At 67.5% G+C, this 13,345-nt stretch carries 13 protein-coding genes and 1 pseudogene; 8 read left to right on the top strand and 6 right to left on the bottom strand.

Translation table 11 applies throughout. From position 1 onward, the window contains the following. Positions 1-65: 65 nt before the first annotated feature. Both G6N53_RS30620 and G6N53_RS13225 read right to left on the bottom strand, forming a co-directional pair. Positions 66-167: pseudogene (locus G6N53_RS30620) on the bottom strand (short-chain dehydrogenase); the annotation flags it as partial. Positions 168-286: 119 nt separating this feature from the next. Then, entirely contained in the window at positions 287-754 is a 468-nt protein-coding gene (locus G6N53_RS13225; protein WP_163888957.1) for an ArsI/CadI family heavy metal resistance metalloenzyme, read from the bottom strand. 97 nt (positions 755-851) lie between these two features. Between G6N53_RS13225 and G6N53_RS13220 the strand changes: the two genes are divergently transcribed. Beyond that, positions 852-1,211, top strand: coding sequence for an Rv2640c family ArsR-like transcriptional regulator (locus tag G6N53_RS13220; RefSeq protein ID WP_163888954.1), 360 nt, complete (start codon positions 852-854; stop codon positions 1,209-1,211). A 33-nt stretch (positions 1,212-1,244) separates the two neighbouring features. On the opposite strand, the gene G6N53_RS13215 is transcribed toward G6N53_RS13220, so the two are convergent. Further along, on the bottom strand, positions 1,245-2,246 hold the full coding sequence (locus G6N53_RS13215) for a glycosyltransferase family 4 protein (RefSeq protein ID WP_163888952.1): 1,002 nt from the start codon (positions 2,244-2,246) through the stop codon (positions 1,245-1,247). Between the two features lie 203 nt (positions 2,247-2,449). On the opposite strand from G6N53_RS13215, the gene G6N53_RS13210 reads away from it, so the two are divergent. Continuing rightward, positions 2,450-3,298, top strand: a complete 849-nt coding sequence (locus G6N53_RS13210; protein ID WP_163888950.1) for a 1-acyl-sn-glycerol-3-phosphate acyltransferase — start codon at positions 2,450-2,452, stop codon at positions 3,296-3,298. Then, positions 3,298-3,732, top strand: coding sequence for an SRPBCC family protein (locus G6N53_RS13205; RefSeq protein WP_163888948.1), 435 nt, complete (start codon positions 3,298-3,300; stop codon positions 3,730-3,732). The genes G6N53_RS13210 and G6N53_RS13205 overlap by 1 nt, the downstream gene beginning before the upstream one ends. Positions 3,733-3,773: 41 nt before the next feature. Here G6N53_RS13205 and G6N53_RS13200 read toward each other — a convergent pair whose 3' ends face one another. Beyond that, positions 3,774-5,213 (bottom strand): DUF2252 domain-containing protein, encoded by a 1,440-nt coding sequence (locus G6N53_RS13200; protein WP_163888946.1) that lies wholly within the window; start codon positions 5,211-5,213, stop codon positions 3,774-3,776. Positions 5,214-5,303: 90 nt separating this feature from the next. Here G6N53_RS13200 and G6N53_RS13195 point away from each other — a divergent pair, with 90 nt between their 5' ends. The 3 genes from G6N53_RS13195 to G6N53_RS13185 are packed head-to-tail and all read left to right on the top strand — an operon-like array spanning position 5,304 to position 8,013. Further along, positions 5,304-6,218: an NYN domain-containing protein gene (locus tag G6N53_RS13195; RefSeq protein WP_163888945.1), complete on the top strand. Its 915-nt coding sequence runs from the start codon at positions 5,304-5,306 to the stop codon at positions 6,216-6,218. A gap of 2 nt (positions 6,219-6,220) precedes the next feature. Then, positions 6,221-6,754, top strand: a complete 534-nt coding sequence (locus tag G6N53_RS13190) for a nuclear transport factor 2 family protein (RefSeq protein ID WP_371870886.1) — start codon at positions 6,221-6,223, stop codon at positions 6,752-6,754. Beyond that, positions 6,751-8,013: a metal-dependent hydrolase family protein gene (locus G6N53_RS13185; protein ID WP_163888942.1), complete on the top strand. Its 1,263-nt coding sequence runs from the start codon at positions 6,751-6,753 to the stop codon at positions 8,011-8,013. The genes G6N53_RS13190 and G6N53_RS13185 overlap by 4 nt, the downstream gene beginning before the upstream one ends. A 150-nt stretch (positions 8,014-8,163) precedes the next feature. Here the strand turns inward: G6N53_RS13185 and treS are convergent, their stop codons facing one another. Continuing rightward, positions 8,164-10,404, bottom strand: a complete 2,241-nt coding sequence (gene treS, locus G6N53_RS13180; protein WP_163888941.1) for a maltose alpha-D-glucosyltransferase — start codon at positions 10,402-10,404, stop codon at positions 8,164-8,166. A gap of 219 nt (positions 10,405-10,623) precedes the next feature. Here treS and G6N53_RS13175 point away from each other — a divergent pair, with 219 nt between their 5' ends. Both G6N53_RS13175 and G6N53_RS13170 read left to right on the top strand, forming a co-directional pair. Beyond that, positions 10,624-11,781: an LLM class flavin-dependent oxidoreductase gene (locus tag G6N53_RS13175; RefSeq protein WP_163888939.1), complete on the top strand. Its 1,158-nt coding sequence runs from the start codon at positions 10,624-10,626 to the stop codon at positions 11,779-11,781. Between the two features lie 50 nt (positions 11,782-11,831). Further along, positions 11,832-12,506, top strand: coding sequence for an alpha/beta hydrolase (locus G6N53_RS13170; RefSeq protein WP_163888937.1), 675 nt, complete (start codon positions 11,832-11,834; stop codon positions 12,504-12,506). A 7-nt stretch (positions 12,507-12,513) separates the two neighbouring features. Here the strand turns inward: G6N53_RS13170 and G6N53_RS13165 are convergent, their stop codons facing one another. Then, a complete protein-coding gene (locus tag G6N53_RS13165; RefSeq protein WP_163888935.1) occupies positions 12,514-13,197 on the bottom strand; it encodes a sensor domain-containing protein in 684 nt (227 codons plus the stop codon). Between the last annotated feature and the right edge of the window lie 148 nt (positions 13,198-13,345).

Here is a 13,345-nt window from a genome sequence, read left to right as displayed (position 1 = left end):
ACCATCCAGTCGGCCGCCTCCTGCGGGGTGAGCGCCGCCACCCCGTCGTAGGCGCGGGTCGGTGCGATCCCCGACGACGCACCGGTCAACAGGATCCGCTTGCCGGCCAGATCCACCACAGAGCGGGCGGGCCATCGCGGCAGGGGGCGCATTCCGGCCAGCCTCATCGCCGTCTTGAAATTCGCAATCACAACCCTGCACCTCTGGTGGGTCGGCGCGTGGCGTGGCCGAACTCGCTACCAATCTATGGCGCTGCCGCCGGGTCCGCAGCAAATCACGGTATTCGTCAGCAGCAGGCGTTCTCCGCCTTGTCGCCCGCGTCAGCGCCGCAACAGACGCCGGTCTCCCCGGTACCGCCCTCGGCATGCTGCGGGCTGGCGCCGAACACCTCGGAGTCCGCCAAAACCGTGTACACCTCCCACTTCTCCCCTGCGGGTCCGGTGACCCACACCTTGTCCTGGGTGGCGAAGCAGCAGGTGGTGTTCATCTCCTCTTCGGTGAAAAGACCCTCGGCGCTGAGCCGGCCGATCTCGGTGTGCACGGCCTCGCTCGTCGCCACCTCCACGCCGAGGTGGTTGATCGAACCGCCTTTGCCCGGGTTCTCGATGAGGACCAGTTTGAGCGGCGGCTCGGCGACCGCGAAGTTGGCGTACCCGTCTTTGATCTTGGCGGGTGCGGTGTTGAACAGCTTGGTGTAGAACGTGATCGCCGTGTCGAGGTCGTCGACGTTGAGGGCGAGTTGAACTCGGGACATGTGAACCTCCATACCTGTGTGACTTATATCGAATTAGCGCGCTACCGCCACACTGCCACCTTTTTGATATATGTCAATCTTCTGGCAGAATCGAGCCGTGCCCAAGACCCTGCCGACCATCGACATCTCCGCACCGGTGTGCTGCGCGCCGGTGGCCGCCGGCCCGATGAGCGACGACGATGCGCTGCAGGTGGCGCTGCGCCTCAAGGCGCTGGCGGACCCGGCACGGGTGAAGATCATGTCGCTGCTCTACAGTTCGGCGGCCGGTGCGGAAAACAGCGGAGACCTCGCTGGGGTCCTCGGACTCGGCGAATCCACCGTCAGCCATCACCTGGCCCAACTTCGCCGCGCCGGTTTCGTCGAATCCGAACGGCGGGGCATGAACGTCTACCACCGGGTGGCCACCGACGCGCTCGGCGCGCTGTGCGCGGTGCTCAACCCTGACTGCTGCACCTGAGCGGCAACGGGTTTCCCTTGCGCAGAGGCGCTTTCACCGTCGGTCGGTGATTGTGCGGTACACGTCCACGTACTTGTCGACCATCACCTCCACGGCGAAGCGCTCTTCGGCGATCGCCGCGATCCGGCTGCGGTCGAGGTCGGCGACAGCGGCGACGGCGGCGACCGCGGAGTCGATATCTGTGACCAGAGCGCCGGTGACGCCGTGCGTGATCAGCTCGCTCATCGACCCCCTGTCGTTCGCGATCACCGGCGTGCCGCAGGCCATCGCCTCCGCCACGCTGTAGCCGAACGGCTCGTCGAAGTCGATCAGGTGCAGCAGCGCGTGTGCACCGCCCAACACTTCGGCACGGGCGGTGGCGTCGACGGCGCCGAGGTAGCGCACCCGGTCGCCGTCGATGTGCGGAGCGACCTGGTCACGGAAGTATCTCTCGTCCTGGACTATTCCGGCGATGTCGAGGCGGCGGCCGCTACGGCGGGCGACCTCGATCGCGTCAGCGGTGCCCTTGTCGGGGTGGATCCGCCCGAAGAACAACAGATGCTCGCCCGGCTCGGGGTGGGTGGTGAACGCACTGGTGTTGATGCCGTGGTGGATGGTGGCGGCGTAGGTCAGGTTCGGGTGTCGGTCGGCGTCGCTGATCGACACGTAGGTGGTGGTGCTGTCGTAGCGCTCGTAGACCGGAACGATCCGCTCCGACGAGAAGCCGTGGATGGTCGTCACGACCGGCGTCGCGACCAGGGCGCTGTAGGTCAGCGGCAGGAAGTCGAACCCGTTGTGGATGACGTCGAAATCGTCGGCGCGTTCGAAGACCGACGCAACGTGCAGACACTCGGCGACCTTGGCGTCGATCGTCTCGTCCTCGGACCATCCGGTCGCTGCGGTCGCATGCAGAGCGGCGGTGGTGATCGAGTCCGCGGTCGCGAACAGGGTGACGTGGTGACCGGCCGCCACCAGACCTTCGGTCAGCAGGGAGGCGAACTGCTCCCACGGCCCGTAGTGGCGCGGCGGCGTCCGCCACGCGATCGGTGCCAGCACGGCAACGCGGAACGGGCCGCCGGACTCAGGTCGGATGGGAATGGTCTCAGGCTACCCGCCCCCGGTCGTCGGGCCGCCCGCCAGTTTGACGCCGGAAACATCGGGGCAGTACTGGAGTGCACCGCAGGTGCAGCGCGGCAAAGAAGGGCACGGACGAGGGGGTTCGCCAGGATGGTTGTCGCAGTCACCGGAGCCGCGTGACGATGTCGGCGCGTTCCCTGCTCGACGATGCCCTCGGTTGGGCGAAAAAGCAGGTCACGCCACAAGTCCCCGAGGCGGACCTCGACCATCGCGATCCCGACTACATCCGCGATCGGCTGCCCGGGACCTGGCTGCTCGCGTCGCTGTACTTCCGGGCCGATGTTCGTGGGCTGCACCGGATTCCGCCCGACAAACCGGTGCTGCTGGTGGGCAACCACAGCGGTGGCAACGTCCCACCGGACACCTTTGTGTTCACCCTGGCCTTCTGCTCCTACTTCGGGGTGGAGCGGCCGTTCTTCCAGCTCGCCCACAATCTGGTGGTGTCCGCACCCGGGCTGGGCTGGCTCCGGAAGTTCGGCACGGTGGCCGCGACCCCGGAGAACGCCCGCCTGGCGCTGCAAGCCGGGCGGGCCAGCGCATTGCTGGTCTACCCGGGTGGTGACTACGAGGTCTTCCGCCCGTCGTGGCAGCGCAACGTCGTCGACTTCGGCGGCCGCAAAGGCTACGTCCAACTCGCCCGCGAAGCCCGGGTGCAGATCGTGCCGGTGGCCAGCGTCGGCGGCCAGGAGACCGCGCTGTTCCTGGACCGCGGACAATGGCTGGCCAGACTGCTGGGGGTGGACAAGCGGCTGCGGCTCAAGAGCGTGCCGATCTCGCTGGCCCTTCCGTGGGGCCTGAACATCAGTGACCTGGCCGGGCATGTGCCGCTGCCCGCGAAGATCACCATCGAGGTCCAGGACCCGATCGATGTCGACGGGGACGACGACACGGTCGACGAGGCGGTCCGAGCCAGCCTGCAGGCCGGTGTGGACCGACTGGCGGCCGAGCGCAGGTTCCCGGTGATCGGCTGATGCGCGTCGAACGCCACCGGATCCTGCGGGCCGACCGCCACACCGTGTGGTCGATTGTCAGCGACCCCGACCACTACCCGGATTTCATGCCGAACCTGGAACGGTGGGAGACCGTCACCGACGGCCCCGCCGGCATCGGTTCCCGCTACACCGTGCACTGGAAGATCGGCGCGGCGCCGGTGGGCGGCGTGATCGAGCTCGTCGAGTTCGACCCCGCGCGCGATCTGGCATGGGTCAGCATCACCGGGGTCAGCATCCGCGGCCGGTTCCGGCTGCGGGACGCGGGCCATGACGGCACGAAGGTGACGTTCCGGCTCACCTACCAGTCACCGGGCGGAGTGCTCGGGCTGCTCGCCGACCACATCGCGTCCCGCCAGGTCGGCCGGGTGCTGTCCGCCAGCCTCGACAACCTGCGCAGGCTCGTCGAGCCCTAGACCCTCGACCCTCAGACACTCGGCCCTCAGACACTCGACCCTCAGACACCACGCTCGACCGGCAGCCGTCCCCGGTCCACAGCGGCCACCAACGCGGCGTGGTCGGCTTCGGTCTGGTCGGCGTATCGACGGGCGAAGGTGACCAACGCCTTGTCCACCTTCTTCGACTGCCCGAGGTAGCCCGCGATCATCGAGGCGCCGCTGGTGCGGGCGTGGCCCTTGGCGAGCAACTGACCCACCACACCCGTGTAGTCGATGAGCGCCTTGGAGTCCATCGCGTCCAGCGGGATGGTCCCCTTCATGTTCCGGAACTGCCGCACGTAGTACTGCAGGCCGTCGACGGTGGTCCAGCCCAGTAGTGGGTCGCTGACCGTCTGCAGCGCCTGCTGGTACTCCACCACCCGCTGACCCTGATGCGCATGCAGCGCGGATTCGCCGTGCACGTAGCGCGCCAGGACCGAGCGGCGGGCCTGTTTGAGCTGCAGGAAAACCACGTCCTCCGGTGAAGATCCTTCCAGCAGGGCCACATACGCGCGCAGCCCGACACTGCCGACCCCGACCACCTTCTGCGCGACATCGAGCAGGGTGTAACCACCCAGCACGCGGCGCCAGTGGGTGGACAGGGTGGGCAGGTAGTCGTCGAGCGCCTCGGCCAACGCGTCGGCCTCCCGCTGCGGTAGCCGGTTGATCAGCGGCGGCTCCTCGACGATCCTGCGGACACCGTCGACCTCCTTGGTGAATCGCGGCAGCGCGCGGTCGCTGGTGCGGTTGCGCGCCCGTTTGGCCGAACGCCGTACCTCGTCGGCCAGCGGACCGGCTGCCTCCCCCTCGAGCTGGTCGACGTCCAGCCGCGCGAAGGACCGCGAGAACAGCGGCTCCTTCGACAGTCGCCGCAGCTCCCGCCGGTAGGCCGAGACGCAGGAGCGCACCGCGGAGCCGCAGTCGTCCTCGGAGGCACCGTTGTGGCGACCCGCCACCCAGATGCTGGCCACCAGGCGACGCAGGTCCCACTCCCAGCCACCCGGGTGCGCCTCGTCGAAGTCGTTGAGGTCGATCACCAGGTCACGTTCCGGCGATGCGTAGAAACCGAAGTTGCCCAGGTGCGAATCACCGCAGACCACCGGCCTGATACCGGTCGCCGGTAGCCGGGCCACGTCGTCGGCCATCACCACAGCAGTGCCGCGCAGGAATCCGTACGGGGAGGCGACCATGCGCCCCACCCGGACCGGGATCAACGGTTCCAGCCGGCCTCGATGGTTGGCGTTGATCAGCTCGATCGGGTCGGGTCGGTCCGCGGGCGGAGTCCAGTCGGCCATCGATCGTCGGGGCACCCGCTTGCGCAGGCTCTTGCCGAGCGCATACCGCTCGGCCCGGGTCACGGGCCGTTGCCGCAGCGAGTGGTAGGCGCCGCTGTCGGCTTCGGCCAGCACGGTGTGTCGGGTCGGTTCAGGACCCGTCGCGGCGCTGCTCACCGTTCTCATGGTGCGCGATCAGCCGTGTTGCGGGGGTGACTTGAGTGAATCCTCACGGTCGAGGGACTACCCGGGGGGTTCATCGAGCACACTGGGGCCATGACGGAATCCGGCGCCGCCGCCCGCGTTGCGGTGTACCTCGACTTCGACAACATCGTGATCTCGCGGTACGACCAGGTCAACGGCCGCAACTCTTTCCAGCGTGACAAGGCGAAGGGTCTGGACGACGACCCCGGCCGGCTGGCGCGCGCCACAGTCGACGTCGGGGCCATCATCGATTTCGCGTCGTCATTCGGCACCCTGGTGCTGACCCGGGCCTATGCCGACTGGTCGGCCGACATCAACGCCGGCTACCGCGGCCAGCTGGTGGGACGCGCGGTCGACCTTGTGCAGCTGTTCCCCGCTGCGGCCTACGGGAAGAACGGGGCCGACATCAGGCTGGCCGTCGACGCGGTCGAGGACATGTTCCGGCTGCCCGATCTGACACATGTGGTGATCGTCGCCGGCGACTCCGACTACATCGCGCTCGCCCAGCGGTGCAAGCGCCTCGGCCGCTACGTGGTGGGGATCGGGGTGGCCGGATCGTCGAGCCGGATGCTCGCGGCGGCGTGCGACGAGTTCGTCACCTACGACACGCTGCCGGGGATCCCGGTGTTGGAACCCAGCCCCGGCCCCAGCGACACCACCGACGAGAAACCGGCGCCGAAGAAACGGTCCGGGCGGGCCAAGGCAGCCGCCAAGTCCGAGCCCCCCGAGGAGCCGGAGCCGCCGGACCCGCAGGCCACGGCCACCGGGCTGCTGACCCGGGCGCTGCGGATCGGGCTGGAGAAGGACGACGCGGACTGGCTGCACAACTCCGCGGTGAAAGCCCAGATGAAGCGCATGGACCCGTCGTTCAGCGAGAAGTCGTTGGGATTCAAGTCGTTCAGCGATTTCCTGCGATCCCGCACCGATGTCGTAGAACTCGACGAGAGCTCGACCACCCGGATGGTGCGGTTGCGGGACAAGCCATGACAATGGACCCCCGGCTGCAGCAGATGCTGGACGAGTTCGAGTTACACAAGTTGGCGCACCGCTACTGCCGCGCCGTCGATCGCGGGGACATGGCGACACTGCGAACGCTCTACCACCACGACGCCGAAGACGGCCACGGCGGCTTCTCGACCGGCTCTGCCGATGGCTTCCTTCGCGAACTCGACGCCGCCCGCCCGTATCTACGGTCGATGCAGCACAACATCACGACGGTCAACTTCGGCGTCAGCGGCCACACCGCCGAAGGCGAGATATACACAATCGCGACGCACACGTTCGGCGCGGGCGATCACGACGTCGACGTGATCGTAGGCGGGCGCTATCTCGACAGGTACCAGAAGCGGGACGACACGTGGCGAATCGCCGAACGGACGATCGTCACCGACTGGGCGCACGTGAACGACCCCTCAACCGTCGACCTGAGCCACCCGATAACACGGCAGACCCAGAGGGGAGCGCCGGACGCGAGCGATCCGTCGTACCGGTTCTTCGCATTCTTGACCAAGGACACCCGATGAGCTCGACGCTGTTCGTCAACGCACGGCTCGTCTTGGACGACGCCGACCAACTCACCGAGCCGTGCCGAGTCACCGTCGACGGCAACAGGATCGGCAGCGTCGGCGGTGATGGCCCGGCGTCCGGCCTGCAGCGGGTGATCGACGTCGGCGGCCGGACCTTGATGCCGGGCTTGATCGACGCCCACGCCCACGTCACCGGGCTGTCGCTGAGCCCACGCAACGCCGCGGCCACGGTGGACGAGATCGCAGCGGCTGCAGCAGGATACCTGCGCGGTGCGCTGATGGACGGTTTCACCACTGTCCGGGAGGCAGGCGGGGCCGACCACCGCATCGCCCGTCGGCTGGAGCAGGGTGACATTTTAGGGCCCCGCCTGTTCTATTCGGGACGGGCGTTGACCCAGACCGGCGGAGGTGCGGACTTCCGAACCGTGGACGAGTCTGTCGATCCTTGTGGACACGCGATGCCGCACTCGGTGATGTCCGTCATCGTCGACGGGGTCGATGAGGTGCGCCGGGCCTCCCGCGAGGAACTGCGCCTGGGCGCAACGCAGCTGAAGCTCTTCGCGTCCGGCGGGGTGGTATTCCCCGCCAAATCCCACGCCACCCGCTATGAGTTCTCGCCTTCGGAACTGGCGGCGGCCGTCGAGGAGGCCACCGCTCGCGACACCTACGTGATGGCCCACGCGTACACCGATGAGGCTGTTCGACGCTGCCTGCAGGCCGGGGTCCGATCGATCGAACACGCGAACTTCGTCGACGAAGAGACGGTTGCGTTGATGGGTGAGCACGGGGCGTTTTTCGATCCCACGTTCATCTCCCTGGTCCAGCGGGTGGAAAGTGCTGGAGAGAACGGACTCTCGGGCACCGTCGTGGGCAACATCACCCATGCCATCGAGCAAGGGCGAACCGTCTACTCCTGGGCGCGCAAGCATGGTGTGCCTATCGCCCTGGGCACCGATCTGTGGGGTCCCGACGCCCGCCGCAGCCAGCTGCGGGAGCTGCAGCTTCGTTCAGAGCTGGACGAGTCCCGCAACGTCGTCCGGTCGGCGACCGCGGTCAACGCCGATCTGCTCATGATGACGGGCCAACTCGGCACCATCCGGCCAGGCGCATTCGCCGATCTTCTCGTGGTCGACGGTGACCCGCTGCGCGACGCTCGGATCCTGTGTCAGCCGGAGACCAACCTGCTCCTCGTCATGAAGGACGGCGTGATGCACCGCGACCGCCTCACCGGCACCGACTCGCCGTCAGGACACTGAGGTCGGCGCTTCTGCGAGCGTCGTCACCTCCGCCGTCGCCGGCCAACCGAAGTTTGCGGCTCCCGCATGCTATGGCTCGCCGAATTCGTTTGCCGCGCTGGCGAACGCGCTATTTCGACCGGTTCCTGAACTGAACGGCTGGGCTCGACCTCAACGCTGAAGGACGGGGTCGGCCTCGACCTGGCTCTCCACCAACAGCGACATCCCGTGCAGCGGGGTCAACTCGACAGCGAAGCTGTGCAGATCGTCAACGGCCGCCAGCTCGTGTCCGGTGAACATGTCGGACACCCGCGCCCCCGGAGGTAGGTGCTCCGAGCGCACGGTCCCGGCGATCGGCTCGTGGGCGAAGTTCAGGACCGTCAGCTGCAGGCGTCCTTCCCCATCGAGCTCGTGGACCAGAACCAGCATTCCGCGGTGGGACACTTCCGGGATGTCGAGCTGGCGGCTGGTCGCGACGCCGTAGTGTGATCGCACCTTGAGGATGGCCTGCAACTGCCGCACGAAGCTGGTGTCGTCGGCGAGCTGTTCGGGCAGCGTCCCGTAGAGGCTGCGGCCCCGCGGCATGCCGGCAGTCGACTGGTGCGCGTGCGGGTTGATACCCATCAGGTCGTGGGCAGCCCGGTTGATCCAGCGGGTGTCGCCGCCGGAAACCAGTTCGGACACTTTGCTGATCGGCAGTGTCAGCATTCCGCACAGATCCCACCCGGACAACGCGAACACTCCCGGCTGCAACGCGTTGAACATCGCCAGCAGCAGGTGCGCGCGCCGGATGAGGTCGATGTCCTCGATGGAGTCGAGCTCGCGGATGTCGAGTGCCGCGGCGACGACGGTCGCCGTCGTGCACGCGATGCCGTTGGTGGTGAACAGGCTGTTGTAGGGGGCGTCCGGGCCCGTCAGACGCTCGATGAGATCGCTGCGCACCGCATGGGCGATCTGTTCGCCGGTGAGTTCGGCAGCCTTGTAGGTGTAGATGTCGTCGCGGTGACCGTTCTCCCAGTGCAGCAGTTCGTAAGTCAGTTCGTCGTGGTTCTGCAGTGCGTGCACCAGCGACGCCGGGTCGACCCCCAGCTCGAGGGTGGTGCGCAGTGTCAGCCGGAGGAATTCGGTGTCCCCGGTGGCCAGTGCATGGTGGTAGGCGGGCCGGTTCACGAAGTCGTAGGACAGATCCGCCCCCGCCTCACCGATCTGGCGGATGTCGTCGATGGTGAGATTCAGTTCCTGGAAGGTGAACCCGCCGACCTTGCGCACCATGCTCGCGATCAGGTGGTTGGCCGCCTCGGACAGCGGATGGCCTTCCGACCATGCGCTACTGCCTTCGGACGCGGCCTTCTCGACCCCCAGGAAACCATTGGCGTCCAGACGTAGCGCGCCGGTGCCGAGGTCTGCCAGCGAGTGCAGGGCGTCGCCGATGACCATCCGCATACCGGCGAACGACGGGTCCAGCCAGTTGATCGAGGGCTGACCGTCTTTGAAGTAATGCAGGTAGACCCAGCGACGCTCGACCCCGTCGATTCCCGTGACCGGCCGGGTGACGCTCCAGTTGGTCTCCTTGACCCCCTCGGCGTAGAAGATGACACGTTGGAGACGGCCAATGATGTAGCCCGCCTTGGCAAGCCATTCCTCGGTGGCGGCGTCGATGTTGACCGAGTCCGCACCGGCGGGCACCTTGGGCAGCTCGTGCCAGTCCCTCGGATCGATCTCCACCATGTGGTAGATGCCCGGGTAATCGGCGTACTTCATCTCGGCGAGCCGGAAGTCGGCTCCCTTGCCGGTGTGGCCGGGAACGATGTCGTCGATGATGGTGCCGCCGTACCACGTTGCGGTGGCGCACATCTGGCGGAACTCGTCCTCGGTCCCGAAGGCGGGGTCGATCTGGGTGCTGATCCGGTCGAAGTGGCCGTCGACACTCGGGGTGTACTGCCATCCCGAGATACCGCCGGCGCGCTTCACCGGACCGGTGTGTATCGCCTCGATCCCGATCTCGGCGAACGCCTGCCACATCTCGTCACTGGCCATCGCCTTGAGAAACGACTCGTCGGGCCGGGTGATCAGCGACAGCGGGTAGGCGGTGAACCAGACCGAGGCGGTGTCCACCGCGGCGCGCGGATTCGGCGTGGCATACGGGTTCTGCCACATCGAACCCTGACCGGAGAACTGCTGGCTGATCTCGTTGGCGTCGGCGAGCATCGACTGGGCGCGCAACCACTCGACGTAAGCGGGGTTGTTGCCGTTCGCCGACCCGTCCTGGGCGATCGACCGGCGCGTGAAGGGCGCCTTGACGCGGGGCCGGAACCGCAACGTGCGGGGGCGGGCCGGGTGGAGGTGCTCGGCGTACGTCGGCTCCACGGGTTCCGGAGCGTGCTCGTCACCGAACTCCTCCAACTCCGACATGGGCCTCTCCTCCTCAGTCCGAACACGCGCGGGAGCGGCCGCGACGCGATCATGGCCGTATTGCCATCTGGCCGCATACGGAAACGCCGCCGACTTCCAAGATCGATCATCTCCACGGTAGAGGACTTCGGAGCACCTCATACCGTCCAGCCGGCGACGAGCCGATGATCCGGGAGGAAACGCTGACATCAGGACCCGTCACCTGGACACAATGGGCGGATGCGCTTCGGAAACTTCATGGCCCCCTTCCACCCCGTCGGACAGAACCCCACCCTTGCCATCGAACGAGACCTCGACCTGATCGTGTTGATGGACCGCCTCGGTTTCTCGGAGGCATGGATCGGCGAGCACCACTCCGCGGGATTCGAGATCATCGCCTCCCCCGAGGTCGTCATCGCCGCCGCCGCCGAGCGCACCAAACACATCAAGCTCGGCACGGGCGTGAGCTCACTGCCCTACCACCACCCGTTGATGCTCGCCGACCGGATGGTGCTGCTCGACCACCTCACCCGCGGCCGGGCCATGCTGGGCTGCGGACCAGGCCAGCTCACCTCGGATGCCCATATGCTCGGGATCCCGGCCGACCAGCAGCGGCCGCGCATGGAGCAGTCCCTCGACGCGATCATGCGCCTGCTGCGCGGCGAAACCGTCACGATGCACACCGACGGGTTCACCCTCCAGGACGCGCGGTTACAGCTGCGGCCCTACAGCGATCCCTGCTTCGACGTCGCGGTCGCGGCGTCCTTCTCCCCCACCGGTCCGCGCGGCGCCGGAAAGCACGGGATCGGAATGCTCTCTATCGCCGCCACCGCCAAACAGGGAATGGACCTGCTCGCCCAGCACTGGTCGACGTGGGAGGAGGTCGCGCTCGAGCACGGGCACGTCGCCGACCGCTCGAAGTGGCGACTTGTCGGGCCGATGCATCTGGCCGACACCCGTGAGCAGGCCGAGCGCGACGTCGAGTACGGAATCGCGGAATTCTCCCGCTATTTCACCCACATCCTGCCTGCAGGCCCGGTTCAGGGAGACACCGCCGCCGAGATCATCGCGAACAACCGGGAATCCGGCTTCGCGGTCATCGGCGCGCCGGAAGACGCGGTCGCCAAGATCGAAGACCTCGTCGAGGCCAGCAACGGCGGGTTCGGCGCCTTCCTGCTCTTCGATCACGACTGGGCCCCTCCCGCGGCGAAACTGCACAGTTACGAACTGTTCGCGCAGCACGTGATCCCGCACTTCACCGGCCAACTCGCAGCGCCGGCCGCGTCGTGTGACTGGGTGACCGGTAGCGGGACCGAGTTCGTGGACCGCGCCGCGCATGCGATCGGCAAGGCCATCGAGGACCACGCCGCCGAGCAGGCGGCCAAAAGCACCCCGTAGCCGGCTCGAACGGGACGTGTCGGTCGCCGTATTCGGGGAACACCTGCCGGATGGAGACTGCGCGGTACGCCCCGGGACGACTGGTCGACGTGTACGGAAACACCTCGGACCCCACGGTGCTGCTGTGGCACGGCATGCAGACCGATGCCCGCGCCGCGGTCGGACCGCTCGCCGGGATGCTCGCCGGCCACGGCCTCGGCGTCGCGGCGCCCGACTGGAACTCCCACGCTGACGACGGCGGGCGCGCGGACCTGTTGAACTCCGTCGCGTTCGCTCAGGGACTGCCCGGAGCTGCTGAGGGGCTGCTTCTGGTGGGCTGGTCGATGGGTGCTGCCGCCGCAGCGGGACTGACCTTGCATTCGTCCGGCTTCGACGTCACGCTGGCGCACACCGTCTGCCTCGGCGGCGCGTTCACGGCGCGGGACCCGATCTCCGGGGCGACACTGACTGACGGCCTGCGCTCGGCGGTCGTCGGCGCCCCGTTCACGTTGCTGCACGGGATCCACGACGACGTCGTCCCGGTCAGCTCGAGCCGGGAGTTCGCCGCCGAGCTGCGGCAGGCCGGTTGGCCGGTGGAGATCGCCGAGATCGACACCGATCACGGCGCCATCGCCGGGGCGCGCTACGACGCGGCCGCCGACCGCTACGTCCCGGCCGACGATGCGCCGACGCTGGCGGTGGCCGCCGAGGTCGCCGCGCGCGTCGCCGCGGTCCTCGGGCGCTGAGTCACGCTCACCAACGTGACGTGACGTCGTCGGCGATCTGGCGGGCGATCTTGGGGGCCGAGTCCGCGGGGTCGGCGCTGCACGTGTTGATGTCGACGATGATGTTGTTCCGCAGCGCCAGGGCACGGCCGCACGCCCAGCCCGGGGCCGCCGCATCCTGTTGGGTCGCAACGGTACTCAGGATCCCGTCAGCGTTGGTGATCTGCCCCGGCGACCACTGGGTTCCGCTCTGGGTATGGGTGTACTCACGGCAGGCCGGCCATTGCGCAGCCGAGGCGTCGAAGAACGCCGCCGCCATGTCCACGGTCGGGAACAACACCACGGCCTGCTTGAGGTAGTGCGTGAAGTTGTCACCGTTGTTGAGGCTTTCATCGCGCTCGGCCCGGAAACCGCTGTCGGCGTATACCAGAGCCTCGGCCGCGCCGTCGACAGCCAGGCATTCCGGCGGGGACATGGCGGCGCTGTGGTCGCTCATCGCGGACTGGCTCTGGGTGACGGCCATCCCGCGTGTTCCCATGGCCACGTCGACCTCTTCGGGGCTGAGCAGCAAGCTGGCCAGTTCCCGCTCGACGAGGGGACGCGGAATCAACGTCCTGGTCGGTGTCGTCGACTCGGCGTGACCGGTGCTCGTGCACCCCGCGATGAGAACACAGATGGCTACCGCCGCCAGCGAGGCCGTCGATCGGCGCATGTACCACTCCCCCTTCGAACCGGGACCAACTACGAACGTGGCGCGACATCCCCCGAGCGCGGCACTGAAAAAATGGTGCAGCAACGTCGCCGACACCGACGGAATCTCTTCCGGTGTTTCCTGGTCACGATGAACGGCCCTTATTGAT

Origin of the sequence: Mycolicibacterium hippocampi (genome assembly GCF_010723735.1) — a bacterium.
Taxonomy (GTDB): domain Bacteria; phylum Actinomycetota; class Actinomycetes; order Mycobacteriales; family Mycobacteriaceae; genus Mycobacterium; species Mycobacterium hippocampi.
The sequence above is the reverse complement of the archived record's forward strand: the minus strand, read 5'-3'. Positions and strand labels throughout refer to the sequence as shown.

Bases quoted from the DNA above. Each gene is read 5' to 3' on its own strand.
- G6N53_RS13225 (WP_163888957.1), bottom strand. From the start codon at position 754: ATGTCCCGAGTTCAACTCGCCCTCAACGTCGACGACCTCGACACGGCG.
- G6N53_RS13210 (WP_163888950.1), top strand. From the start codon at position 2,450: ATGTCGGCGCGTTCCCTGCTCGACGATGCCCTCGGTTGGGCGAAAAAG.
- G6N53_RS13205 (WP_163888948.1), top strand. From the start codon at position 3,298: ATGCGCGTCGAACGCCACCGGATCCTGCGGGCCGACCGCCACACCGTG.
- G6N53_RS13200 (WP_163888946.1), bottom strand. From the start codon at position 5,213: ATGAGAACGGTGAGCAGCGCCGCGACGGGTCCTGAACCGACCCGACAC.
- G6N53_RS13195 (WP_163888945.1), top strand. From the start codon at position 5,304: ATGACGGAATCCGGCGCCGCCGCCCGCGTTGCGGTGTACCTCGACTTC.
- G6N53_RS13190 (WP_371870886.1), top strand. From the start codon at position 6,221: ATGGACCCCCGGCTGCAGCAGATGCTGGACGAGTTCGAGTTACACAAG.
- G6N53_RS13185 (WP_163888942.1), top strand. From the start codon at position 6,751: ATGAGCTCGACGCTGTTCGTCAACGCACGGCTCGTCTTGGACGACGCC.
- treS (WP_163888941.1), bottom strand. From the start codon at position 10,404: ATGTCGGAGTTGGAGGAGTTCGGTGACGAGCACGCTCCGGAACCCGTG.
- G6N53_RS13175 (WP_163888939.1), top strand. From the start codon at position 10,624: ATGCGCTTCGGAAACTTCATGGCCCCCTTCCACCCCGTCGGACAGAAC.
- G6N53_RS13170 (WP_163888937.1), top strand. From the start codon at position 11,832: ATGGAGACTGCGCGGTACGCCCCGGGACGACTGGTCGACGTGTACGGA.
- G6N53_RS13165 (WP_163888935.1), bottom strand. From the start codon at position 13,197: ATGCGCCGATCGACGGCCTCGCTGGCGGCGGTAGCCATCTGTGTTCTC.